The 23,566-nt window shown below is 66.0% G+C and carries 19 protein-coding genes and 1 pseudogene; 13 read left to right on the plus strand and 7 right to left on the minus strand.

Annotation, left to right across the window (positions count from 1 at the left end; translation table 11 throughout):
• Nucleotides 1-26: 26 nt before the first annotated feature.
• Nucleotides 27-1,298 (plus strand): MFS transporter, encoded by a 1,272-nt coding sequence (locus M2332_RS07620; RefSeq protein ID WP_264573577.1) that lies wholly within the window; start codon nucleotides 27-29, stop codon nucleotides 1,296-1,298.
• Complete coding sequence (locus tag M2332_RS07625) at nucleotides 1,295-2,335, plus strand: amidohydrolase family protein (protein ID WP_264573578.1); 1,041 nt, start codon at nucleotides 1,295-1,297, stop codon at nucleotides 2,333-2,335. The genes M2332_RS07620 and M2332_RS07625 overlap by 4 nt, the downstream gene beginning before the upstream one ends.
• Nucleotides 2,336-2,409: 74 nt before the next feature.
• On the opposite strand, the gene M2332_RS07630 is transcribed toward M2332_RS07625, so the two are convergent.
• Genes M2332_RS07630 through M2332_RS07640 form a run of 3 tightly spaced genes read right to left on the minus strand, consistent with a single transcriptional unit; the run spans nucleotide 2,410 to nucleotide 5,973 of the window.
• Nucleotides 2,410-4,593, minus strand: a complete 2,184-nt coding sequence (locus M2332_RS07630; protein WP_264573579.1) for a TonB-dependent receptor — start codon at nucleotides 4,591-4,593, stop codon at nucleotides 2,410-2,412.
• A gap of 43 nt (nucleotides 4,594-4,636) precedes the next feature.
• Nucleotides 4,637-4,816, minus strand: a complete 180-nt coding sequence (locus M2332_RS07635) for a hypothetical protein (protein WP_264573580.1) — start codon at nucleotides 4,814-4,816, stop codon at nucleotides 4,637-4,639.
• Nucleotides 4,813-5,973 carry a PepSY-associated TM helix domain-containing protein gene (locus M2332_RS07640; RefSeq protein ID WP_264573581.1) on the minus strand — a complete coding sequence of 387 codons (1,161 nt, stop codon included), beginning with the start codon at nucleotides 5,971-5,973 and terminating at the stop codon, nucleotides 4,813-4,815. The genes M2332_RS07635 and M2332_RS07640 overlap by 4 nt, the downstream gene beginning before the upstream one ends.
• A gap of 171 nt (nucleotides 5,974-6,144) precedes the next feature.
• Between M2332_RS07640 and M2332_RS07645 the strand changes: the two genes are divergently transcribed.
• Nucleotides 6,145-7,644, plus strand: coding sequence for an ATP-binding protein (locus M2332_RS07645; RefSeq protein ID WP_264573582.1), 1,500 nt, complete (start codon nucleotides 6,145-6,147; stop codon nucleotides 7,642-7,644).
• Between the two features lie 16 nt (nucleotides 7,645-7,660).
• Here M2332_RS07645 and M2332_RS07650 read toward each other — a convergent pair whose 3' ends face one another.
• A complete protein-coding gene (locus M2332_RS07650; protein ID WP_264573583.1) occupies nucleotides 7,661-8,143 on the minus strand; it encodes a MarR family winged helix-turn-helix transcriptional regulator in 483 nt (160 codons plus the stop codon).
• 98 nt (nucleotides 8,144-8,241) lie between these two features.
• Complete coding sequence (locus M2332_RS07655; protein WP_264573584.1) at nucleotides 8,242-9,144, minus strand: CmcJ/NvfI family oxidoreductase; 903 nt, start codon at nucleotides 9,142-9,144, stop codon at nucleotides 8,242-8,244.
• A gap of 139 nt (nucleotides 9,145-9,283) precedes the next feature.
• On the opposite strand from M2332_RS07655, the gene M2332_RS07660 reads away from it, so the two are divergent.
• The 4 genes from M2332_RS07660 (at nucleotide 9,284) to M2332_RS07675 (ending at nucleotide 15,305) form a co-directional block, all read left to right on the plus strand.
• Nucleotides 9,284-10,762 (plus strand): MFS transporter, encoded by a 1,479-nt coding sequence (locus tag M2332_RS07660; protein WP_264573585.1) that lies wholly within the window; start codon nucleotides 9,284-9,286, stop codon nucleotides 10,760-10,762.
• 282 nt (nucleotides 10,763-11,044) lie between these two features.
• Nucleotides 11,045-13,624 carry a TonB-dependent receptor gene (locus tag M2332_RS07665; protein WP_264573586.1) on the plus strand — a complete coding sequence of 860 codons (2,580 nt, stop codon included), beginning with the start codon at nucleotides 11,045-11,047 and terminating at the stop codon, nucleotides 13,622-13,624.
• Nucleotides 13,625-13,731: 107 nt separating this feature from the next.
• Nucleotides 13,732-14,730, plus strand: coding sequence for a hypothetical protein (locus M2332_RS07670; RefSeq protein ID WP_264573587.1), 999 nt, complete (start codon nucleotides 13,732-13,734; stop codon nucleotides 14,728-14,730).
• Nucleotides 14,727-15,305: a nuclear transport factor 2 family protein gene (locus tag M2332_RS07675; RefSeq protein WP_264573588.1), complete on the plus strand. Its 579-nt coding sequence runs from the start codon at nucleotides 14,727-14,729 to the stop codon at nucleotides 15,303-15,305. Before M2332_RS07670 ends, M2332_RS07675 begins: the two co-directional genes overlap by 4 nt.
• Before the next feature lie 155 nt (nucleotides 15,306-15,460).
• Here M2332_RS07675 and pyk read toward each other — a convergent pair whose 3' ends face one another.
• On the minus strand, nucleotides 15,461-16,918 hold the full coding sequence (gene pyk / locus M2332_RS07680; RefSeq protein WP_264571276.1) for a pyruvate kinase: 1,458 nt from the start codon (nucleotides 16,916-16,918) through the stop codon (nucleotides 15,461-15,463).
• A gap of 98 nt (nucleotides 16,919-17,016) precedes the next feature.
• On the opposite strand from pyk, the gene M2332_RS07685 reads away from it, so the two are divergent.
• The 5 genes from M2332_RS07685 (at nucleotide 17,017) to M2332_RS07705 (ending at nucleotide 21,076) form a co-directional block, all read left to right on the plus strand.
• On the plus strand, nucleotides 17,017-17,310 hold the full coding sequence (locus M2332_RS07685) for a DUF1244 domain-containing protein (protein ID WP_264573589.1): 294 nt from the start codon (nucleotides 17,017-17,019) through the stop codon (nucleotides 17,308-17,310).
• A 71-nt stretch (nucleotides 17,311-17,381) separates the two neighbouring features.
• Nucleotides 17,382-17,780, plus strand: a complete 399-nt coding sequence (locus M2332_RS07690) for a hypothetical protein (RefSeq protein ID WP_264573590.1) — start codon at nucleotides 17,382-17,384, stop codon at nucleotides 17,778-17,780.
• A 159-nt stretch (nucleotides 17,781-17,939) separates the two neighbouring features.
• Nucleotides 17,940-19,289 carry a PepSY-associated TM helix domain-containing protein gene (locus M2332_RS07695; RefSeq protein ID WP_264573591.1) on the plus strand — a complete coding sequence of 450 codons (1,350 nt, stop codon included), beginning with the start codon at nucleotides 17,940-17,942 and terminating at the stop codon, nucleotides 19,287-19,289.
• A gap of 112 nt (nucleotides 19,290-19,401) precedes the next feature.
• Entirely contained in the window at nucleotides 19,402-19,749 is a 348-nt protein-coding gene (locus M2332_RS07700) for a glycine zipper 2TM domain-containing protein (RefSeq protein ID WP_264573592.1), read from the plus strand.
• Between the two features lie 283 nt (nucleotides 19,750-20,032).
• Nucleotides 20,033-21,076 carry an aspartate-semialdehyde dehydrogenase gene (locus M2332_RS07705; RefSeq protein WP_264573593.1) on the plus strand — a complete coding sequence of 348 codons (1,044 nt, stop codon included), beginning with the start codon at nucleotides 20,033-20,035 and terminating at the stop codon, nucleotides 21,074-21,076.
• Between the two features lie 57 nt (nucleotides 21,077-21,133).
• On the opposite strand, the gene M2332_RS07710 is transcribed toward M2332_RS07705, so the two are convergent.
• Nucleotides 21,134-21,553, minus strand: coding sequence for a GNAT family N-acetyltransferase (locus M2332_RS07710; RefSeq protein WP_264573594.1), 420 nt, complete (start codon nucleotides 21,551-21,553; stop codon nucleotides 21,134-21,136).
• 325 nt (nucleotides 21,554-21,878) lie between these two features.
• Between M2332_RS07710 and M2332_RS07715 the strand changes: the two are divergent.
• Nucleotides 21,879-23,315, plus strand: a pseudogene (locus M2332_RS07715) (DEAD/DEAH box helicase); the annotation flags it as partial.
• Between the last annotated feature and the right edge of the window lie 251 nt (nucleotides 23,316-23,566).

Consider the following 23,566-nt stretch of genomic DNA (forward strand, 5'->3'; position numbering starts at 1 on the left):
CAACGCCAGCAGGTGAAGGAGAGGGCATGACGGGAACGAGCGAAGCGACGAGCGCGCGCGGCTGGGGTGGATTCCTGCTGATCCTTATCGCGCTGATGGTCGAGGGCTTCGACCTGCAGGCCGCCAATTTCGCCGCGCCCTCCATCCTGGAAGATTTTGGCGTCAGCCGCGCCGAGATCGGCCCGCTGCTCTCCGCAAGCCTGTTCGGCGTGCTGATCGGCGCCGTGTTCATCGGGCCGCAAGGCGACAGGCTGGGCCGCCGGACGATCCTGATCAGTTGCTGTATCGGTTATGGCATCATGTCGCTGGTCGGCGCGCTGGCGACCAACCTCACGCAACTCATCGTGCTGCGCTTCCTCATCGGGATCGGCCTTGGCGCCGTGCTGCCCAATGCGCTGGCGCTGGCCGGCGAACTGGCGCCGCGCAAATATCTCGCGCGGGCGACGGCGCTGGTCGGCATCGGCATCACCTTTGGCGGGGTTCTCGCGGGGATCGCCGCCGCCAAGCTGCTTGCGCCTTATGGCTGGCAGAGCTTGTTCATCCTCGGCGGTCTCCTGCCCATCGCGATTGCGGCGCTGCTGTGGATCGGCCTGCCGGAAAGCCCGGTGCTCAACCGCGCACAGACCCATGCACCGGGCGAGCGCGGGCTTTCGGCCATCCTTTCCCCCGCGCAGCGTGCCCGCACGATCGCGATCTGGATCATCTTCGCGCTGGTGCTGATGGTCGTCTATCTGGTGAGCGGCTGGGTGCCCCTGCTGGTCAAGGATCAGGGCTATTCGACGACCACCGCCTCATGGATCGCCACCGGCACCCATGCCGGCGGCGTGGTCGGCGGTGTGGTCGCCAGCCTGTTGCTGGTGCGCCGCAACTGGTCGGTCGTGGCGCTGTTTGCGGGGCTTGGCGCGCTCACACTGGCGATCATCACGGTGCATGACTGGGGTATTGTCGGCCTGACCGTGCTGCTTGTGCTGGTCGGCCTGTTCAGCACCGGCACCCAGAACGGCCTCAATGGTTCGTGCGGGGCCACTTACCCGGCGACCATGCGCGCCTCCGGCCTTGGCTGGGCGCTCGGCATGGGGCGCGTCGGCTCGATCGCCGGGCCGCTGGTCGGCTCGCTCGCAGTGCTGCTCGGCCTGTCGGCGCCGCGCACCTTCTTCATCTTGCCGGTCATCCCGCTGGTGATCGCGGCCGCGCTGGCGCTCTGGCTCGCCCGCCGGACCGGCCCCGCCGCCCCCGAGGCCAGCGCGCAGGACAGCCCGGCTCCCCTTTCCGCCCCCATCATGGAGACTGCCCGATGACGAAGATGCGCAAGATCGCCACCGAAGAAGCCTGGTCGATCCCCGAGGTCGCCCATGCCCTGCGGGATGTGACGCGCGGGCCATCGCAAAGCCTCGACAAGCTGCTCGTCGGCGGCATCTATGACCCGCCCGAAAACGCGACCGGCTATGCGGCGATGAACTTCCTCGACGGGCTGCTCGACATCGAGGAAAAGCGCCTGCCGGAGATGGACGCGCTGGGCGTGGACATGCACCTGCTCTCGCTCACCGCGCCGGGCGTGCAGATGTTCGATGCCGACACAGCGACGGACTTGGCCGCGCTCGCCAATGATCGGCTGGCCGAGATCTGCCGCAAGCGCCCGGACCGCTTCGCCGGCCTCGCCAGCTTCGCCCCCCACAGCCCCAAGCGCGCGGCAAAGGAAATGGAGCGGGCGATCAATGATCTGAAGCTCAACGGCTTCATCCTCAACAGCCACACCCATGGCGAATATCTGGACGATCCCAAATATTGGCCCTGCCTCGAAGCCGCCGAAGCGCTCGATGCCTGCATCTACATCCACCCGCGCGCCGCCTCCGACACGCTGAAGGGGCCTTTGCAGGATTACGGCATGGACAGCGCCATGTGGGGCTATGGCGTCGAGGTCGGCACACATGTCGTGCGGATGATGGCCAGCGGCGTGTTCGATGCCTTCCCCAAGCTCAAGATCTGCATCGGCCATATGGGTGAGGCCATCCCCTTCTGGATCTGGCGCATCAATTTCATGAACACCCGCGCCCAGAAGATCAGCCGCGCGCCGAAGACGAAACTGAGCATCGCGGAATATTTCCAGCGTAACTTTGTGGTGACGACGAGCGGCGTCGAGGACCCGCTGGCCCTGCGCTACACCATCGACAAGCTCGGCATCGATAATGTGCTCTGGGCGATCGATTACCCTTATCAGCCGCAGCAGCCGGCTGTGGATTTCATGGATGCGGCGCCGGTGACGGAGGCGGAGCGCCACGCGCTGTACCACGGCAATGCCGAGCGCATCTTCCACATCGCGCCGCTCAGCGACTGACGGCGACTGACTAAACCTAGCAAAAGGGGCCGGCCGTCATCGACGTCCGGCCCCTTTTTGTGGTGACAGTCCGGTCAGAAATCGACGGACAGAGACGCCTTGTAGGTGCGCGGCGCGCCCTGCAGGAGGGTCTGGCCGAAGGCATCGTAAGCCGACGCCCAATAGCGCTCGTTCGCGACATTATCGACGTTGAAGCGCAGGGTGAGCGGGCGCTGCGCCACCACCGCCACATAGCGCATACCGACGTCGACGCGAGTCCACGAAGGCAGCCGCAAGGTATTGGCAGTATCTAGCCATTGCTTGCCAGTCTGCACCACCCGCCCAGTCAGCGTAAGCGCAGGCAGGAACGGGAGATCCCACTCCACATTGGCGTTGAGCAGATAATCCGGCACGCCCTGCGCCCCGTTGCCATCCTGCAGGCCACCCGGCGTATCCCGAAGCTCTGCCTCGATCACCGAGCCTCCGGCGATGATCCGCAAGCCGGGCGTCAGTTCCCCGCTCACGCTGAGTTCGAGACCTCGGTTGCGCTGCGTGCCGAAGAGATCATAGACCAGCGCGGCCGAATTTGTGGGGTCGGGCGCCACCTGCCCAAGGGGCTTCTCGATCTGGAAGGCGGCGAGGCTTGCACTGACCGGGCCGAGGGCCAGCTTTCCGCCCACCTCATACTGCACCGAGCGGTAGGGCTGGAAAATCTCGCCCGCGTTGCTCACCGGCAAAGTTCCCAAACCGGGGTAGAAGCCGGACAAGGGTGCCACGGGTCCCTGCGCCAGGCTTTCGATGCGGTTCGCGAACAGCGAGAGGCCGGCCACCGGCTTGATCACCAGACCGACGACCGGCGTGAGGGCGCTGTTCTTGTATGCCGAATCCAGCGCCCCATTGCCATAGGAGTAGCTGCTGGTCCTGATCTGCTGAATACGTCCACCCACCGTCAGCAGGACACGATCACCCAGCAGGCCAACGGTGTCGGATGCAAACACGCTCAACAGCTTGGTGCGACTGATCGGAAAGGGATTGTCCAGATCGCCGCCGACGAGGGCCGAGCTGGGAATAGTAACCGGCTGCGCGTCGTAGAGGTTCGTAGCAAAACCTGCGAAGCCGGGCCCGTAGAGAAAGTCATAGGCGTTGCGATTGACCTGCCAGGTCGCCGAGCCGCCAATGTTGAACTCGTGGGTAATCCCCCCAGCAGCCAGATTGATGCGGATGCCGGCCTGCACAGCCTCGTTGTTATCAGTGCGCGGCACATACAGGCCATTGCCGCTGGCGGCGCCCGTCACGGCGTCCGACACGGTGATGCCCCCATAAATGCCGTCTTCCATCCCGTCGCGCGCGCCACCCATGACGTATAGCATGGCGTTGTCCGCCAGGTCATACTCCAGACGAGCTAGGCCAAAGATGTCACGCATCGTGGTGTAGGTCCAAGGCTGCGCGTAATTGACATCCGCCTCGGGCACTGCCGGAATGCTGGTGGATGCGATGGTCACCTTGGGGCGCAGGCCACGCACATGCACGCGGTTATACGCGAGATCGAGCGACATCCGCAGCGGTCCACCATCATAATCGAATGCGGCGCCGACAGCATAGGTGCTGCGATACTCGCCATCAATTGCGACATCCCCGCCCCGCGCGACGCCGTTGATCCGGACGCCCATGGTGCCCGCACCAGCAGGGAAACGGCGCGCCAGATCGAGCGAGCCGCCGAAATGCTCGCCTGAGGTATAATTGAGGGTCGCACGACTGAGGCGTCCCGTGGCCCGCTTGGGCACGAGATTGACGCTGCCGCCGATGCCGGACCCGCCCGGCGCTGCGCCGTTGAGGAAGGCGCTAGCGCCATTCAGGACCTGAACGGATTCGTAAAGCTCCGGCGCAACGAGCTGGCGCGGGGTGATGCCGTAGAGGCCGTCCAGCCCGACGTCGTCGCCATACAGGGGGAAGCCGCGGATAACGAACTGCTCGGCGGCATTGCCGAAGCCGTAGGTGGTGCGGACCGAGGGATCGTTCTCCAGCACCTGTCCCAGCGTCTGCGGTTGCTGGTTGAGAATAAGCGCCGCGTTATAGCTCTTTACACTGAAGGGCACATTCTCGGCAGACTTCTCGCCAAGCACGCCCACATTGCCTCCAAGCGTCACCGCGCTGCGATTCTCGCGCTGCGCCGTGACGATGATCTCGCTGGCCTCCTGCGCCGCGGCCGGCATGGCCACCGCGGCGACCGAGGCGATCAGCGCAGCTTTCAACATTTGGCTGGAACGATGGAAATTCATGCGTCTTTTCCCTTTGAAACGCGCTTGCATGCGCGGCTTGTTCTCATGATCGGCGATATCGAAAGGCCCAGAGGGTGGCAGCGAGCGGCGCCGCCAGCGCGATCCAGGACAAAGCGTCGGCCCAGCCATCGCCGGTCAGCGCGCTGACCAGACCGACGATGCTGAGCAGGGCGAGGGCGAGCGGCATCGCGAAGATGCGGCCGAGCGGCGCGCGGCGGCTCATTCGGCTGGCGCCACAAGGCCGCCGCTCTCGACCTCCCGCACACGGGCCGCCAGCGGGGCGCGGCGCTTGCCGAGCCAGAGGTAGAGGCCCGAGCCCAGCACGACGATGGTGAACAGCGTCAACGCCGCCCACAGCAGCTTGAGCGGTAGCCCGCCATAATCGCCAAAGTGCAGCGGCTGCGAATAGAGCAAGGCGAGCGTGTACCAGGGCATCGGCCGCACATCGGTCAGTTCGCCCGTCTCGGCATCGATAAGCGCCGGGGTGAGCGCGCGCTGGGTGAGCGGCGTGTTACCCTGGAAGAAAACCGCATAATGGTGCTTGCTGCTGTACGAGCCGCCGGGAAAGGCGATGAATTGGGGATTGTTGCCGGGCAACGCCTGCCGGGCGGCGGCCATGGCCTTGTCCAGCGAACCATAGCGCTCGGGCGGCAAGGCCGGGCGACCGGCATAAGCACCGGTCATCTCGGCCAGTTCGCTCATCTGCCACACCTTGATGATGGGCGTCGCGAGCGCGTTGATGACCCCGGTCAGGCCCACGACACTCATCCAGGCCAGCGCCACGATGCCGAGCAGATTATGATAATCCAGCCATTTGAGCCGGCGGCTGCGGCTGACCCGGATCGTCCCGAACTCCAGCTTGCGCATGAAGGGCGCATAGAGAACCACGCCGGAAACGATGGCGGCGAAGAACAGCACACCCATCGCGCCGAGGAACAGCATGCCCGGCAGGCCCATGAACATGTCGGTATGGAGTTGCAGGAGGAAGTGCATCACGCCGTCCTCGACCACTTGCCCCGCCTGCTCCCCGGTCACCCGGTTGAAGAGCTGGATGGTCATGGCACTGCCCGGTGAATCCGGTGCCGGGGCAGTGGTGACCGTGAGGATGGGCGTCTCATTGTCGAAGGCCATGAACACTGGCACCTCGCCCGGTCGCGCGGCCAGTGCCTTGCCGAGCATGACATCCAGCGGCTGCAAGCCCGGCCCGTCGCCGGAGGAGCCCGCCCCCTGCATTGCCGGTGCCTCCCCGGTCATCACCTCGATTTCGTCATGGAAAATCAGCGGCAAGCCGGTCAGGCAGAGCATCAGCAGGAACGCCGTGCAAATCAGGCTCGCCCACTTGTGGACGAGATACCAGACGCGGATGCTGCGCGTGTTCAACGACAAGGAATCCTGATATTGCGAGCGATTTGCATCGCCGCTTAATCGGAACACTTCGCAATTGCAACACGCCAACGGTGAACCGTGCCGCCCGGCATCGCATGGCCGCCCGAGCGACCGCGAAGCTCAACCAATCCTTGCCCCCACGCTGTCCATGGCTATGACGGCGCGGTGACCTCTTCAATCGTGATCGGGACGGACGCGCACGGCGCGCCGGTGCCCATGGACATGGAAGAACTGCTGGCCACCCGGCTGCTCGTTCAGGGCAATAGCGGGTCTGGCAAGTCGCATCTGCTGCGCCGGATGCTGGAGGAAAGCGCCGGGCTGCTCCAGCAGGTGGTGATCGACCCGGAAGGCGATTTCGTCACGCTGGCCGAGCCGTTCGGCCATATCGTAATCAACGGCGCGGCGCATAATCCCGGCGAGATCGAGACGCTGGCGGCCAAGGTCCGGGCGCGGCGCGCTTCCGTGGTGCTGGCGCTGGACGAGCTGGAGCTGGAAGCGCAGATGCGCTGCGCCGCCCAGTTCATCGCGGCTTTGTTCGATGCGCCCCGCGAGCATTGGTATCCCGCTTTGGTGGTGGTCGACGAGGCCCAGATGTTTGCCCCGGCCGCTGCCGGCGAAGTGGCCGACGATATCCGCCGCATGTCGCTCGCGGCGATGACCAACCTGATGTGCCGGGGCCGCAAGCGCGGCCTTGCTGGCGTGATCGCCACGCAGCGCCTTGCCAAGCTGGCGAAGAACGTCGCGGCAGAGGCGTCCAACTTCCTGATGGGGCGCACCTTCCTCGACATCGACATGGCACGCGCTGCCGACCTGCTGGGCATGGAGCGGCGGCAGGCCGAGCAGATCCGCGACCTAGAGCGCGGGCGCTTCCTCGCGCTCGGCCCGGCGATCAGCCGCCGCCCGGTCTCCGTGAAGATCGGCGCGGTGAAGACGAGCGCGCGCACCTCATCCCATTCCCTCATTCCGCTGCCCGGCGAGCCGACCAGTGATCTCGAGGATCTGCTCGCGCCGCAGCCCGGCGAGGAGCAGCCCGAACTGTTCGCCGCGCTGATCGCGCCGCCCCCGGCCATCGACAACAGCGCCCGACTGGAGCGCGAAGACCCGCCCGAAGCCGCCAACATTGCATCAGTCGCTGAAGAGTCCGGCATCGAAACAACCGGCCCTGCCGCCCCCGAGACGCCGGATCGCCCTGCCCGCGAGCCGGTGATCCGCGCGGTTTTGGCCGACATGGCTGCGGAAGAAGACTGCACCTATCGCTCGACCGCCGCGCTATTCCAGGATTTCGCGGTGCGCTGCCGGATGCAGCGGATCGGCAATCCCGGCATTGATCTGCTCAGCTTCCGCCGGCGCTTCGCGGTCGCCGTGGCGGGCGGCGAGGAGGATGAAGACCCGCGCTGGCAGGCCGCGCTCGCGCTCTCCAGCCGGGTGCAGGACGATGTGCTCGCGCCCTTCCTGCTCATTGCCCGCGCCGCGATCAAGGGGCAGCCCTGCCCCGACGACGAGGCGCTGGCCCGCGCTTATGGGACGCGCTCGGTGGGGCGAATCCGGCGGTTGCTGGATTATCTGGAAAAGGGCGACCTCATCGTCGTGCGGACCGACTTCGGTGGGCGGCGTTCGGTTGGCATTCCCGAACTCGGACTGGCCACCGCCCCGGCTGAAGGCTGACCGCCGCCAGGATGCGCTAAGCAGTGGCTGGCGGAGACTTCTGCATCGCCTCATAGGCCCGGCGCAGCAGTTGCTGCAGCGTCTTCACCTCTTCCTCAGACAAGGCATCATGAATCGGCTGCTCGACATCCTGGGCGCGGGCAATCATCTGCGCGGCGAGGCGCTGGCCTTCCGAGGTGAGCGACAGCGTGTTGCGCCGCCGGTCCCGCGTCGAGCGCATCCGGCGGGCAAGACCGCGGGCTTCCAGATCGTCGATGATCGCCACCATCGCCGAGTCGTCCATCGCGACTTCCCGCGCGATTTCGGATTGGGAGCAATCGGGATTTGCCTCGATCAGCGCCATGGTCGAGAGGGCGCCGTGGCGAAGGCCGAAGGACGAATAGACGTCCACGATCCGCACCGACAGCTCATTCCGTAACAGCCGAACGACTGTGCCTACTGCCTGATCGAGCGCACCCCAGTTCAGGCCGGTCTCCTCCGGCCGCTTCCCGTCTTTCATAACACTCCCCTTCGACCCGGTGCCTTATTTGGCTTGCCGCTTGTGTAACTTATAGCAATGATTGTGGTGCCCGACTATTTGGATCGTGGACCAACGGGCTATTCAAAAAATGCGATGCTGCGGCATTCGATGCTCTCGCGCGGCACCGCGTTGGGCAGACTGTCATCCCAGAATGCCGTATGCGGCACCCGCCAGGCACCGCTGCGGTCGCTGTCGTGGAATTTGAACAGCAGGGCTTCCTCCCGCACCATGTTGGAGAAATACCACCAGCGGTGAGCGGGATTGTGCCGGAAGATGTGCGCAGCCGGTTGGCGATCATCGTCCATCGGCGCGAACATGGCGTCGCCTTCGGGGATCTTGTCGACGATCCACAGGATATTGGTGGTGCCCTCATCATCGCCGACACTGCGCGCATCGCACAGAGCCAGCGGACAATCCTGCGGCGGCGGCGAATAGCTGCGCCAGAAGCTGGAGACGATGAACCGGCGGAACCCCGGCCCGTCCGGACGGGCCTTGCGATAGGCGGTCTCGGCCGCGCGCTGCTGCCGGGCGGGATCGGTATCGACGTGCACCTCACCAGCAGGCGGCTGCACCCCCTCGGCATGGCGATAGGGCGCATCCAGCTTCTTCTGCCGGCTGGCAAGATCGCCGGACGTGCGGATCATCCAGCCACCGACGACGACGAGATCGGCGCCTGTCGCCTGTTGGACATAGCGGGAGACCTCGCCCGGGTAGACGCGATTGACCTCGTCCCGGTCGGTGAAATCGGCGACGTCACTCGGCGCATCGAGCAGCACGAAGCCCTGCCGATCGAGCGTAAAATGCGGACGGATGGCGCGCGCGTCGCGGATCGTGACGGGGAATGGCCCGTAGCGGCCGGTGTTCACCTCCACCCCGGCGGAGACGAACCGCCGATTGATCGCGGGGCCGGGCAGCAGATATTGAAGCTGCGCCTCGACGCTGCGCACCGTGGCTTCGGGATCCATGACCTCATTACTCATTATCTGCTCTCCTAAGCGACGCCCGACTCTTTTGCCGCACCATGGCAGGCTATCCCGCTCCCCCGCAAGCGCCTGCATCGGCAACTATTCTTCGGCGCCTCTTGGCGAACGCGCGCGCGCCTGTCATGGCTGGCGCAGAATGAGTTTGACTAACAATCCATCCGAGGGAGGAGCCAGCATAGCGTCGGACGACGCCGCGGCCTTGCGTCGCTCGCGGCTGGCCGCCATCGTTCTAGCCGCCACGTCCTTCATGGTCGCCATTGATTTGATGGTGCTGCTCACTGCCCTGCCGCGCATGGCTCAGGACTTCGCCGTGCCGCTGACCCTGCTGAGCGCGACGATCACCATTTATATTCTCGTCACCGTGCTGGTCCTGCCGATCAGCGACTGGGTGGGCAAGCGCTTCGGCACGCGCCGGGTCTGCACGCTTGCCATTCTTGGGTTCGTGCTGGCCTCGCTGGGGGCTGGCCTGTCGCCCAATCTTCCGGTCTTTCTGGCGATGCGGATGTGTCAGGCGGCCTTTGGCACCCTGATCGTGCCGGTGGGCAGCATCGCCCTGCTCAGCATCACGCCCAAACGCTATCTTGTCACGGCAATGACGATCAGTTCCACCCCGGCCCTGATCGCGCCGGTGATCGGCCCGCCCATCGGCGGCCTCATCACCACCTTTCTGGACTGGCGCTGGGTGTTCTTCCTGAACGTGCCCACAGGCCTCCTCGCCTTTGTCCTCACCCTGCGCTTCATCCCCAATATCCATGCTGTGGAGCGAAGGCCCTTTGACGGGCGCGGCTTTGCGCTGGTCGGCGGGTTCCTGGCCTGCATCATTGCCGGGTTCGAGCGGCTGGGCGCCAAGGGCGGGGGCTGGCAGCAAGGGCTGCCGCTGATCGCGCTCGGGATTTTCCTGGGCTGGCTGTGCTGGCGACACATCCGCCGCGTGCCCCACCCGGTCGTTCCGCTCGATGCGCTGCGCCACCGCAGTTTCTTCGTTTCCACGATCGGCGCGGGAATGCCGGCGCGCACGGCCTTCATGGCGACGGCGTTCATCATCCCGCTGATGATGCAGGTCGGCCTCGGCCTCACCGCCTTTCAGGCCGGGCTGCTGCTGCTCGCCCAGAATGCCGGTGACCTGGCGCTCAAGGCGATCGCCACGCCTTCGGTACGGTGGCTCGGCATCCGGTTGGCGCTGACCAGCGGCGTGGTGACCATGGCGCTCTCCTTTGCCGCCTGCGCGCTGCTGACGCCCACCATGCCTTTCTGGCTGCTGGTGGCGATCATGGTCTTCGTCGGCATGGCCCGCTCGGTCCACATGACCGCGATCATGGCGCTGCGCTTTGCCGACGTGCCGCAAAGCGAAGTCGGCGGCGCGACGGTGCTCGGCAATATCGCCAACCAGATTTCGCAGGCGCTGGCGATTTCCGCCGCGGCCGCCCTGCTCAACCTGCTCTCGCTTGGTGTCGCGGAACCGACCCTCGCCGATTTCCAGATCGCGATGCTGGTCTTTGCCGGCCTCGCGCTGGCCGCCGCGCCTTTCTATGCCCGTCTTGCGAAGGATACCGGTGCCGCCGTGACCGGGCGCGAGACGCGGGGCCTGCGCGCGATTCGCAGCGAGGAGGTTTAGATGAGTGCTACAGCCTCCGCGCGACCCCGCTGCTTTTCCGTCTGCGTCAAAGCGTGGCTCTATCTCAGTCAAAGCCTCGCTTCGGGCAAAAGGATAGTGAGCTTCCTAGCCAACGGACGGACGGGGCGCTCCATGAGAGCCTTGCGCCGCGTCGTCTGGCTGCCGGTCATTGCGTCTCAACGGCGACAGCCGCCCGACCTTTCCGCCTGACAGAGGCGGGCAGGCGGCTCGCGCGGGGGCGAAGAAACGACCGGCAAAGCGAAGAGGAGGGGAGATTCACCAATGAACAAAGTTCGTCATAACCGCGCACGCACCGTGTCGCGCATGGCGCTGAGCGCCGGGACGATGTTGTCCTGCGCGCTGATGCTCGCAATGCCGGCAACTGCCCAGACCGCCGCGCCGCAGGGCGCCGCCGAGGGCAATGTCGACGACATCATCGTCACCGCGCAGATGCGTGCGCAGAATGTGCAGGACATTCCGCTGGCAATCACCGCCATCAGCGGCGACCAGCTCGAAGCACGCAGCCAGACGCGCCTAACCGACATCACCGCGCAGGCACCGAACGTCATCCTACAGCAGAACCCCTCGGGCTCGGGCAACTCGATGCGCGCCTACATCCGTGGCGTCGGCCAGGGCGATGCCAGCCCCTCGGTCGAGCCAGGCGTGGGTATCTATGTCGACGATATCTATTTCGGCACCGTCACGGCCTCGGCCTTCGACCTGACCGACCTCGAGCGCGTCGAAGTGCTGCGCGGCCCCCAGGGCACGCTGGCCGGCATGAACTCGCTGGGCGGCGCGGTGAAGCTCTACTCGCGCAAGCCCGAAGGCCGAGGCGGCTATGTCGAACTGACCGCCGGCTCGCTCAACCGCCGCGACATCAAGGCGAGCGCCGACTTCACCGTGGTGCCCGATGCCGTGTTCGCCCGCATCACTGGCGTGTCACGCAACCGCGATGGCCATGTCACGCGCTACGATTATGCCTGCCTCAATCCCAACGATCCCTATGTGCAGCCGGGCACCAGCGTGGTGCAGCCGGGCGGCGCGGCGATCCCCAGCCTGGCATCGGGCGGCAATTGCAAGCTCGGCACGCTGGGCGGCCAGAGCATGTACGCCGTGCGCGGATCCTTGCGCATTGCGCCGGTCGGCAGCCCGCTGGAGATCAACCTGTCGGGCGATTACACCCACGACACCTCCACGACGCAGGCCTCCGTGCTCATCGCCAGCGCCGAGCTGACTGGGCGGCAAAATAACAGCATTCCCTATCAGGGCGCGCCGTTCGACAACCGCTTCGTGACCTACGGCCAGTATCGTCGCGCCGGCGCGGTGCTGAACGATCCCTATGCGACCTACGCCAACTTCTACGATCCGGGCGTGACCTATCGGGCGGCGACGACGGCTTCCGCGGGTGGTCCTGGCACGGCCGGCGCCCCCAATGGCCCGACCTATGCCGAACCCCTGAGCGGTGTGAAAGGCTGGGGCGTGTCCGCCGAGATCAACTACACGCTGGGCGACAATCTCGCGCTCAAGTCGATCACCGGCTACCGCAAATATGATTCGCGTAGCTCGGACGACAACGACAACTCGCCGATCGCTTTCATCGGCGGTGTGTACAGCGACTTCTCGCACAAGCAGTTCAGCCAGGAACTGCGCCTCTCGGGCAAGGTGCTGGACGATGCGATCTCCTTCACCATCGGCGGTTTCTATTATGATGCGGACACGCGCTATAACGCCCGCATCCACACGCCGTTCTCGGGCTTCGGCGAATATGCCGTTTCCCCTTGCGGCGGCGCGCTCCCGGCGTGCGTGATCGCCAAGCCGACCTTCTCGTTCATCAATGACGATACAGCCAGCCTGCGCACCTATGCCGGCTTCGGTAACGTTGCGTGGAACATCACGCCTGCGCTGACACTGGAAGCCGGCATCCGCGTGAGCCACGAGAAGAAGGACTATCTCTACAACCGCCTCAACCCCAATGGGGTCGGCGACTACCTGCCGCTCAGCAACGCCACCAATCCGCTGACTGGCCAGGTTGGTACCTATAAGGAAACGCTGACCGACTATCGTGCGGCGCTCTCCTACAAGATCACGCCCGACATCATGGCCTATGCGCAGTTCGCGACCGGCTTCAAGGGTGGCGGCGTGGCACCCCGTCCGTACAGCTTCCAGCAGATTCGTCCGTTCGGCGCGGAAAAGCTGAAGTCGTATGAAATCGGTATCAAGGCGGACCTGTTCGATCGGTTGCTGCGGATCAACGCCAGCGGCTTCCGCATGGACTATACCGACTACCAGGGCATTCCGCAGGTCTGCCTCGACTCCAACAACAATCCGCTTCCGGTCAACCAGGGCGGCGTACCCGGCCTGTGCGGCCAGTATCTGAATATCGGCGATGCCCGCGTGAACGGCTTCGAGCTGGAAACCACGCTGCGCCCGGTCGAGGGTTTCACCATCGACGGTTCGCTCAGCCTCACCGACTTCAAGTTCACCTCCATCAACTATCCCACGACCTCCATCGTCGTCGGCGCGAGCCGGCCCGGCGTGGGCAAGTGGAAGTGGAGCCTGGGCGCGCAGTATCAGGCTGATCTGGGTGATGTTGGCACGCTGACGCCGCGCATCGACGTCTCTTATACGGACGGCTATTGCGGCGACTTCCTCTGCACGCCGATCGCCATTGTGGACAGCTACACCCTGGCCAATGCCCGCCTGACCTATGAGACGGTGGACAAGGACTGGTCGGTCGCGCTGGAAGTGACCAACCTGTTCGACAAGCTGGTCTATCTCAATAAGTTCACGAACGCCTGGTATGCGACGGCTCAGCCCGGCCTGCCGCGCCAGTGGGCCGTGACCGTGCGCCGCAAGTTCTGATCAAGCGGTGCGCAACACAGATTGATCCGATAGAAAGAAGAGGAGAGGGGCAACCCTCTCCTCTTTGTCGCTGGGGCGACGGCAGAATGATAAATTGGGAGAGTGGCATGACATATTTGCGGACCGGTTCGAGCGCATTCCTTCTGTCCCTGCTGGCGATGACCGTCCCGGCGGCCCTCCAGGCCCAGCCGAGTTCAGCGCCGCCCCCGGGAGTTGGCGCCGATCTCGCCGCACAGGCCGCCATCCAGATGATGGAAGAAAGCCGGGCGCCAGACAGCACAGGCACCGGGCCATACAAGGCCATCAAACGGCAATATGAGAATTTCCCCGGCTTCGTCGTCTATCAGCCCGCCGACCTGAGCGCGCTGGGCGCTCGCAAGATGCCGGTCTATGTGTTCGGCAACGGCGCCTGCACCGAAGATGGCGCCTCATCCCGCCAGCATTTGCTGGAGGTCGCCTCCCATGGCTATCTCGTCATCGCGCCGGGCGGCATCTACAGCGGCCCGGGCGTGACCGTCACGCCGCAGAGCTGGGAGCAGCATCGCGACAAGACGCGCTACCAGCAGCTGGGGCAGGCCATCGACTGGGCTGCGGCCGAGAATGGCCGCGCGGGCAGCCCGTTCAAGGGCAAGATCGACACTGCGCATGTCGCGGCCTCCGGTTATTCCTGTGGCGGCATTCAGGCGCTCAAATATGCCGGCGACAAGCGCGTCAGCACCTTCGTCATCATGAACAGCGGTATCATGAACGGTCCGGTCCCGGGCGGCTCGGGCGAGATGTCTGCGCAGAAGAGCCTGCTCCAGAAGATCGACAAGCCGACCCTCTATGTGCTCGGCGGCAAGACGGACATCGCCTACCCCAATGGCATGGACGATTATGCCCGGCTGACCCACATCCCTTCCGCCGTGATCAACACTGACGTGACGCACGCTGGCACCTATGCCGAGCCGAATGGTGGGCGCGCGGCGCAGGCAGTGGTGGCGTGGCTCGACTGGCAATTGCGCGGCGACAAGGCGGGGCGAGCGTGGTTCGTCGGGGAGAATTGCAAGCTGTGCAGCGACCCCGCGTGGACGATCGAGAGCCGCAAGCTGGACACGCTGCCATGAGCGCGTTGTTGCGGGCAGCGCTGGCTCTGGCGCTGATCGCGCCCGGTGTGGCGATGGCGCAGCAGGGTGGCACTCCTGACGGAGCGCTCGCCCCACGCGTGCAGGTGCTGGAGGACCGCGAGGCGATCCGCCGCGCGATCGTCGCTTATGGCGAATATCTCGATGCGCGCGATTATGCCGGCTATGCCGGGCTGTTCGCCAGCGACGGCACCTGGTCCGGCGGGCTGGGCAGCGCCACCGGGCCGGCGGCGATCCAGAAGCTGCTCGAGGAGAAGCTGGGCAAGCCGGAAGCGGGCTTCGTCAACAAGCGCAGCTTCCACCTCGTTACCACCGAGGTGATCGACGTGACTGGCGACACCGCCGTCGCTCGCTCCCGCTACATGTTCTACACTGCCGATAGCGAGAACCGACCCGCGACCACGCTGGCCGGTCGCTATGTCGATCATTTCGTGCGCGAGAATGGCGCCTGGAAAATCAAGACGCGCACCAGCCATGGCGTGATCCCATGGCGCGATGGCGACAATCCAGAGCGCCCACCGCTGCCGCCGCAATTGCAGGGCGCCGTGAAGAACTGAGGGACAGGACGACGTCGCCGGCTCGCCCTCACCCTTCGTCATTCCCGCGAACGCGGGAATCCAGTTCGGCCTCGCGTTGACGAGCAGCGTTGCAGCTGGATTCCCGCGTTCGCGGAATGACGGGGGTTAGGTGCAGAAGGCGCGCCCGGAGCGCCTCACTCCTCGCGGTGGGTGCGCAGCTCGTCGCCCCGAATGGTCGCGACATGGAGCACATTGGTGGACCCCGGCGTACCGAAGGGGACACCGGCGAGCACGATGATCTTGTCGCCCGCGCCGGCAAAGCCGTGGCGCATGGCCATGCGCTTGGCCTTGCCGATCATTTCCTCAAAGCTGCCGATATCCTTGGTGCGCACGGCATGGACGCCCCACATGAGGCCCATGCGCCGCGCGGTATCCATGCGCGGGGTGAGCGCGAGAATCGGCGCGCCCGGCCGCTCGCGCGCGATGCGGCGCACGGTGCTGCCCGAGGTGGTGAAGCACACGATCACCTTGGCCGAGACCGTGTTGGTGATGTGCTGGCTGGCGCCGGCCAGTGCGTCCGACGTTGTCGGGTCCGGCATGGTCTTGGTGAAGTGCAGCCGGTCCAGATAGCCCGGATCATGTTCGACGCTGTGGGCGATGCTGTCCATCATCGCCACGGCTTCCTCCGGCCAGTCGCCCGCCGCCGTCTCCGCCGAGAGCATCACCGCATCCGCGCCGTCATAGACCGCCGTGGCGACGTCCGACACCTCGGCGCGGGTCGGCGTGGGCGCCTTGATCATCGATTCCAGCATCTGCGTGGCGACGACGACCGGCTTGCCCAAGCGCCGGGCGCTTTCCACGATCTGCTTCTGAAGCGGCGGCACGGCATAAGGCGGCAGTTCCACGCCGAGATCGCCCCGCGCGACCATCACCGCGTCGGACATCTCGACGATTTCCTCCAGCCGGCCAAGCGCGGCCGGCTTTTCGATCTTGGCGAGCAGATAGCCATAGCCACCCATCAGCTTGCGCGCCTCGGCCAGGTCATCGGGCCGCTGGACGAAGCTGAGCGCGATCCAGTCCACGCCCGCCTCGATGGCGAAGGAAAGATCGCGCCGGTCCTTCTCGGTCATTGCCGCCATCGGCAGCACGACGTCCGGCACGTTGACGCCCTTGCGCTCGGACAGCGAGCCGCCGACCTCGACCAGCGTATCGATGACATCGTCACGCACCGCCCGCACGCGCAGGACAAGCTTGCCGTCATCGATGAGCAGGCGCATCCCTTCCTGCGCGGCGGCGAAAATCTCCGGGTGCGGCAAAGTGACGCGGCTGCTGTCGCCGGGCGCGGGGTCGCGATCCAGCCGAAAGGCGGCGCCCTTTTCCAGAAAAACCGCGCCCTGCGCGAAGGTGCCGATCCGCAGCTTCGGTCCCTGAAGGTCCGCGAGGATGGTGGTCGGGCGGCCGAATTCCTTTTCAAGTCCCCGGATGATCGCGACATTGGCGGCATGAACGTCGTGCGTGCCGTGGCTCATGTTCAGCCGGAAGGCATCGGCGCCAGCCAGGAACAGCTTGCGGATCATCACCTCGCTGCTGCTCGAAGGGCCGAGAGTCGCCAGAATGCGGACCTTGCGGGTGCGGGGAGTGAGCTTCTTCATTTGGCCTCTTGCTTCGGTGCGTTCTCTGCCCACATGGCGAATGCCGTGGCGGCCACCGGCGTGGCCCGAGGTTGGAACCGGACATGAAGGTGCAAGCAATGACGATAGACACGCTCGATGACAAGACAGCGGCAGAAGCTTTTCGCCGGCTCGTCCACCATCTGCGTCACCGCACCGATGCGCAGAATGTCGATCTGATGGGTCTGGCGGGCTTCTGCCGCAACTGCCTGGCCGACTGGGTGGCCGAGGCCGACGGCACGCTGGGCAAGGCCGCTGCACGCGAACTTATCTACGGCATGCCGCAGGATGAGTGGAAGACGCGCTACCAGACCGAGGCGACGCCTGAGCAGCTCGCGCGGATGAAGGACAGCGTCGCGAAGAACAATCACTGAGCGACGTCACGTCTAAAAAGGCATTTCTCAAGCGGCGCGCGATCCCCTAAAGCGCGAACATGCCTGCGCGCATGATCCGCACTGATACCGGCACCGCACCGGGCCGAGGCCTGATCGCCGGGCTGCTGGCGCTTGTGCTGCTCGCGCGGCTGCTGGTGCCGGCCGGTTTCATGCCCGCCGTGCAAAACGGTCCCGCGGTCGTGCTCTGCACTGGCGCCGGCATGGTCACCGGCTGGATCGATGCGGACGGCACCGTCCGCAAGCAGCAGGACAAGCAGAACACCGCCCCGGATGCGCCCTGCGCCTTTGCCGGGATCGGCGCCTCGCTGGACAGCATCCCGCCCGCGATCGCGCAGATCGCCGTGGCGATGGCGACGGTTTCCATCGTCAGCCCGAGCACGGCCGTGAGCATCGGACGCGGTCTGGCCGCGCCGCCGCCCCCGCAGACCGGCCCGCCGCATCAGCCCTGACGCTCCCCTCGCTGTCGCCTCGCACGACATCCCCATTTCGGCACGCGCCCGCGCGCTGCCCGTCAAGGCTGATCCTTTCATGACCCGATTGCTCTACTGCTGCGCAGCCATGCGCCGCCCTCCCCTCGCCCGTGCCCCATTGTCCGCCGGAAGCCGCCGATGAGCGCGCGCTCCACGACCGGCGGCGGCTTCTATCAGGCCGTGTGGCGCTGGCATTTCTATGCCGGGCTGATCGTCCTCCCGATACTGCTCTGGATGGCGATGACCGGGGCGCTCTATCTCTACAAACCGGAGATCGAACGGCTGGTCTATGCGGACTGGTCGCATGTGACGCCAAAGGATGCGCCCCAGCCGCTGAGCGAGATGATCGCCACCGTCGAGCGGGAATCCGGCCAGCAGGTGAGCCAGATCCAGCGGCCTGCCGAGCCGACAGAGAGCTGGCGCATGACCCTGCATGGCGCGGACGGCGCGCGCCGGCTCGCCTTTGTCGATCCCTATCGCGGCAAGCTGCTCGGCACCGCGCAGGCCGGCGGCATCATGCAGACCGTGCGCGATCTGCACAGCCTGATCATCACCGGACCGGTGGGCAATGCGCTGGTGGAGATCGTCGCCGGCTGGGCGATCCTGCTGGTGCTGACCGGGCTCTACCTGTGGTGGCCCCGGCGCGGCAGCCCGGTCGTCGGCCTGCGCGGGCAGGCGCGTGGGCGACTGTTCTGGCGCGATCTGCATGCCTCGACCGGCTTGCTCGCCGGTGCGGTGATCCTGTTTCTGGCGATCACCGGCCTGCCCTGGTCCGGCTTCTCGGGCAAGCAGTTGCAGGGCTGGGTCGCCCGTGCGGAACTGGGCCGCCCCAAGGCGCCCGGTCCCAACCCCTGGGAGGCGCCGGCGCCACGCGCGCATCACGGCCACGGCCATGACGAGGGCGGGAAACAGAGCCTGCCCTGGTCGATGCAGGAAGCGACGCCGCCCGCCGCATCGGGCAGCGACGACATCGGCGCCGACCGGGCTGCGGAGATCGCCGGCAAGCGCGGCCTCGCCGCCCCTTGGACGCTCACCCTGCCGATGGCGGACGGCGCGCCCTATCTCATCTCGCAGTCCGTGCGCCGAGCGCAGGATGCGCGTGCTATCTACATCGATCCGGCAAGCGGCGCGGTCATGCAGGATGCCCGCTTTGCGCATTTCGGCATCGGCGCGCGGGCGATCGAATGGGGCATCGCCACCCATCAGGGCCAGCAATATGGCGAGATCAACCGCACGCTGATGCTGCTAGGCTGCCTCGGGCTGATGCTGCTGTGCCTGACCGCGCCCGTGCTCTGGTGGAAACGCCGCAAGAACGGCCGGCTGGAGGCGCCTGCCCGGCCCGCCGATCCCCGCAAGGCGCGCGGCGTCGCGGCGGTCATGCTCGCCATCGGCCTGTGCCTGCCGCTAACCGGCCTCACGCTGGCGGCCGCCCTGGCGCTCGACATGCTGATGGGACGCTGGCGAAGCCGAGCCGCCATGGCGGGCTGATCGAGCGATGAGTCGTGATACCGCCGGAACAAGGGCGGTTGTGCGGCGTTATTCAGCACGAGCCGGCGCGATACGTGCCGGTCGCTTGTTTGATATTACGAGGATGAGTCCGATGAAGAAGATCCTGCTCGCCACGGCGCTGATGGCGTTTGCGATGCCCATGGCGCCGGCCGTGGCCGATCCGCCGCACTGGGCGCCCGCGCACGGAAAACGCGCGAAAGACCGGGACAATGGCCGCGCCCTTTCCCATAACGACCGCATATGGCGCGGTGACGATGGCCGGTATCGCTGCAAGCGCAATGACGGCACCACCGGTCTGCTGATCGGTGCCGGCGTCGGCGCGCTGGCTGGCCGCGCGATCGATACCAAAGGTGACCGCACAGTTGGCACCTTGCTCGGCGCAGTTGGTGGTGGCCTGCTCGGTCGCTCGATCGACCGGGGCGAGGTGCGCTGCCGCTGATCCACCCCGAACTCTGAACATCATCGATGCCTGCTTTCCCCCGAGAGCAGGCATCTTTGCCATTTACAGGAGGCGCGACGCTCGCTAGAGGCGCGCGCCATGTCCATGATGATCGTTCAGCCGATTATTACCAAACCGACCCGCATCAGCGGGGCGGTTCGGATGTGCGCGGCCTAAAGAGCCACGATCAGCCGGACAGGAAGCCCCGCGAAGTGCGCGGGGCCGACTTTCCAGACGAAAGCCTGACCGCCGCGTCCTTCAATCAACAGGAAGGAACGTATAGATGGTTGCCCGCTTTTCCCCCGATGCCCGCCTGAATGTCGGCGTGGTCGGCGCCACCGGCCTGGTTGGCTCGATGATGCGCCAGTTGCTCGCCGAGCGCGATTTCCCGGTCGGCACGCTGCGTCTGTTCGCCTCGGCCCGTTCGGCCGGCTCGCAGGTCGAGTTCAAGGGCCAGCAGGTGACGGTGGAAGATGCCGCGACCGCCGACTTCGCCGGCCTCGATATCGTGTTTTTCTCCGCCGGTGGCTCTACCAGCAAGGCGCTGGCGCCCAAGGTCGCCGCAGCGGGCGCTATCGTGGTCGACAACAGCTCGGCCTGGCGCTCCGATCCAGAGGTGCCGCTCGTCGTCTCCGAAGTGAATCCGCACGCACTGGCGAACCTGCCCAAGGGCATCGTCGCCAACCCCAATTGCACCACCATGGCCGCCATGCCCGTGCTCAAGCCGCTGCATGAAGCCGCCGGCCTCAAGCGCCTGATCGTCGCCACCTATCAGGCCGTCTCCGGTGGCGGCATGGAAGGCATCGACGTGCTGGCGCGACAGATCGCCGCCGTGGGCGACAAGGGCGCCGCGCTCGCCTTCAACGGCAAGGCCGACTTCGTGCCCCAGCCCGAGAAGTGGGCGGTGCCGATCACCAACAACATCGTGCCGCTCAACTATGTGCTGGGCGAGGACGGCTATACCGAGGAAGAGCTGAAGCTGCGCGACGAGAGCCGCAAGATCCTCGAGATTCCCGGCCTGCCCGTCTCCGGCACCTGCGTGCGCGTGCCCGTGTTCACCGGCCACGGCCTCTCCATCAATGCCGAGTTCGAGCGGCCGATCGATGCGGAGACTGCGCTGGCGCTGCTCGGCAAGGCGCCGGGCGTGGTGGTGAGCGACGTCCCCAATGCGCTCGATGCGACGGGCGCTGACCCGGTGTTCGTCGGTCGCGTGCGTCCGGACCGCACGGTTGAGCATGGCCTCGCCATGTTCGTCGTCGGCGACAACCTCCGTAAGGGCGCCGCGCTCAATGCCGTCCAGATCGGCGAAGTGCTCGCCGGGCGCTAAAATCCATATCGTGCCTCCCCGGCCCCTGGGTCGGGGAGGACACAGAGCGCGCTGCTCTCAGAGGCGCTTGCTCAGGAAGAAGCGCTGCTGCCCGACGGGATGATCGTCCAGCGTGCCGAACAGGTTAAAGCCCAGCTTCTCGTAAAAGCCGCGCGCCTGAAAGGCATAGGTGTCGAGCCAGATGCCGACACAGCCATGGGCACGTGCCACCCGCTCTGCCTCGGCCATCAGTGCCTTGCCATGGCCGCCGCCGCGATGCTCCGGCGCGATGGCGAGAAGCTCGACGAACATCCAGTCATAGGAGCATTTGCCCCAGATGCCGCCCACCCGCTCACCCTCCTCATCGGTCAGCAGAATGGCGATAGGGCGGATATTCGGATTCCCTGCCTGCGCGATGTTATAGGCCAGCAAGGGTGCGAACACGGCATTGCGGTCGGCCTCGGAGGGCTGCTCGGGCACAGTGATATGAAGCGGCATAGGCTGACTAGTAGGCCGAATGCACGGCATGGCAAGGCTGACGACCGGCTCGGCGACGCGTCTGAAATCGCATGCCCACGCGAGCATACTTGCTTTTTCCACAAACGCCCTCTATGTGCATCGCAGCATTCGGCGCCAGGACTAGTGATCCGGCGCAATCCCGCGCAGCGTGAGGCCCCGCATCTTGCACAAGGGCCGCCGGGACGGACGGATGCGAGAATCGCTCAAGCTTCCTTATTCACGCAGGGTCGCCCGTTTGGAGACCACTGCTGCGCCCGCTCGCGACAGACGCGAGGGCGACGCATGTCATATCGAAAGTCTATTCATGTCTTTTTTCAATGAGCTTGGCCTTGCCGAGCCTATCCTCCGCGCCCTTGAGACCAAGGGTTATGCGGACCCTACGCCGATCCAGCAGCAGGCCATTCCGGCGCTGATGCAGGGCCGCGACCTGCTCGGCATCGCGCAGACCGGCACCGGCAAGACCGCAGCCTTCTCGCTGCCCTCGCTGCACCGGCTGTTCAACAATCCCCAGCCCCGCAAACCGGCCTCCTGCCGGATGCTGGTGCTCTCGCCCACCCGCGAGCTGGCGGCGCAGATTGCCGAGAACATGCGCGGCTATGCCAAGTATCTCAGCCTCAACGTGCAGGTCGTCTTTGGCGGCGTGCCGGTGGGCAAGCAGGCCCGCGCGCTGGTGCCGGGCACCGACATTCTGGTCGCGACGCCGGGCCGCCTGCTCGACCTGATCGACCAGCGCGCGCTGACGCTGCGCAATGTCGAGATCTTCGTGCTCGACGAGGCCGACCAGATGATGGACCTGGGCTTCATCAAGCCGCTCACGCAGATCGCCAAGATGCTGCCGGCCGAGCGTCAGAGCCTGTTCTTCTCCGCGACCATGCCGCAGGCGATTGCGGAGCTGGGCAAGCGCTTCATCAACGATCCGGTCAAGGTCGAGGTTGCGCCGCAATCCACCACCGCCGAGCGCGTGGAGCAATATGCGACCTTCATCGACCAGAAGGAGAAGCAGGCCCTGCTGACTCTGCGCCTGCGCGATGCCATCGCGTCCGGCGCGCTCGACCGGGCACTGGTCTTCACCCGCACCAAGCATGGCGCGGACCGCGTGGCGCGGCACCTCGTCGCCGCCAAGATCAGCGCAGCGGCCATTCACGGCAACAAGAGCCAGGGCCAGCGCACTGCTGCCTTGCAGGGCTTCCGCACCGGGAGCGTGCAGGTGCTGGTTGCGACCGACATTGCCGCGCGCGGCATCGACGTGTCGGGCGTGAGCCATGTCTTCAACTTCGAGCTGCCCAATGTCGCCGAGCAATATGTCCACCGCATCGGCCGCACGGCCCGTGCCGGCGCCGATGGTATTGCGATGAGCTTCGTCGCGCCGGACGAGAAGCCCTATCTGCGCGACATCGAGAAGCTGACCCGCGTCAAGCTGGCGGTGATGCCGCTGCCCGAGGACTTCGTGGTAGAAGCCCGCCGTCTGCCGCTGCCCTCCAAGGCGGCTGTGGCCGAAGCCGTCGGCGATGCCGATGGGCGCCGGCAAGGACGTGGCCAGGGTCGAGACCAGGGCCAGGGCCGTCGCCCCGAGTCGCAGCAGCGCCGCGATCGCCCGGAACGCGGCCGGTCCGACGACCGTCGCGAAGCCGGCGCCGGCGCACCGCGCCATGATGGACGGGGTGAGGGACGCGGCGAGCGCCCAGCCCGCTTCGATCGCGCACCCGGTCAGGATGGCCAGCGCCGGAATGCCGGTGAACGCGGCGAACGCCCCTTCCGTGGCGAGCGGGACGGCCAGACCGCCCGCCCGGCGCGCGCGCCTCGCGATGGGCAGGACGCCCAGCGCGGCGGCCAGCGCAATCCCGGCGGCCGCTATCATGATGGCCACGCCCCGAACCGGCCCGGCTTCGACCCGCTGGCCCAGCGCCCTGAACCTGCCGCGACCATGGATGCCGAGCGCCTGCCCAAGCGCCTGCGCCCGGTCTATGCTGCCGCATCGGGCGAACAGCGCCA

The sequence above is a fragment of the Sphingobium sp. B11D3A genome (genome assembly GCF_025961695.1).
Taxonomy (GTDB): Bacteria; Pseudomonadota; Alphaproteobacteria; order Sphingomonadales; family Sphingomonadaceae; genus Sphingobium.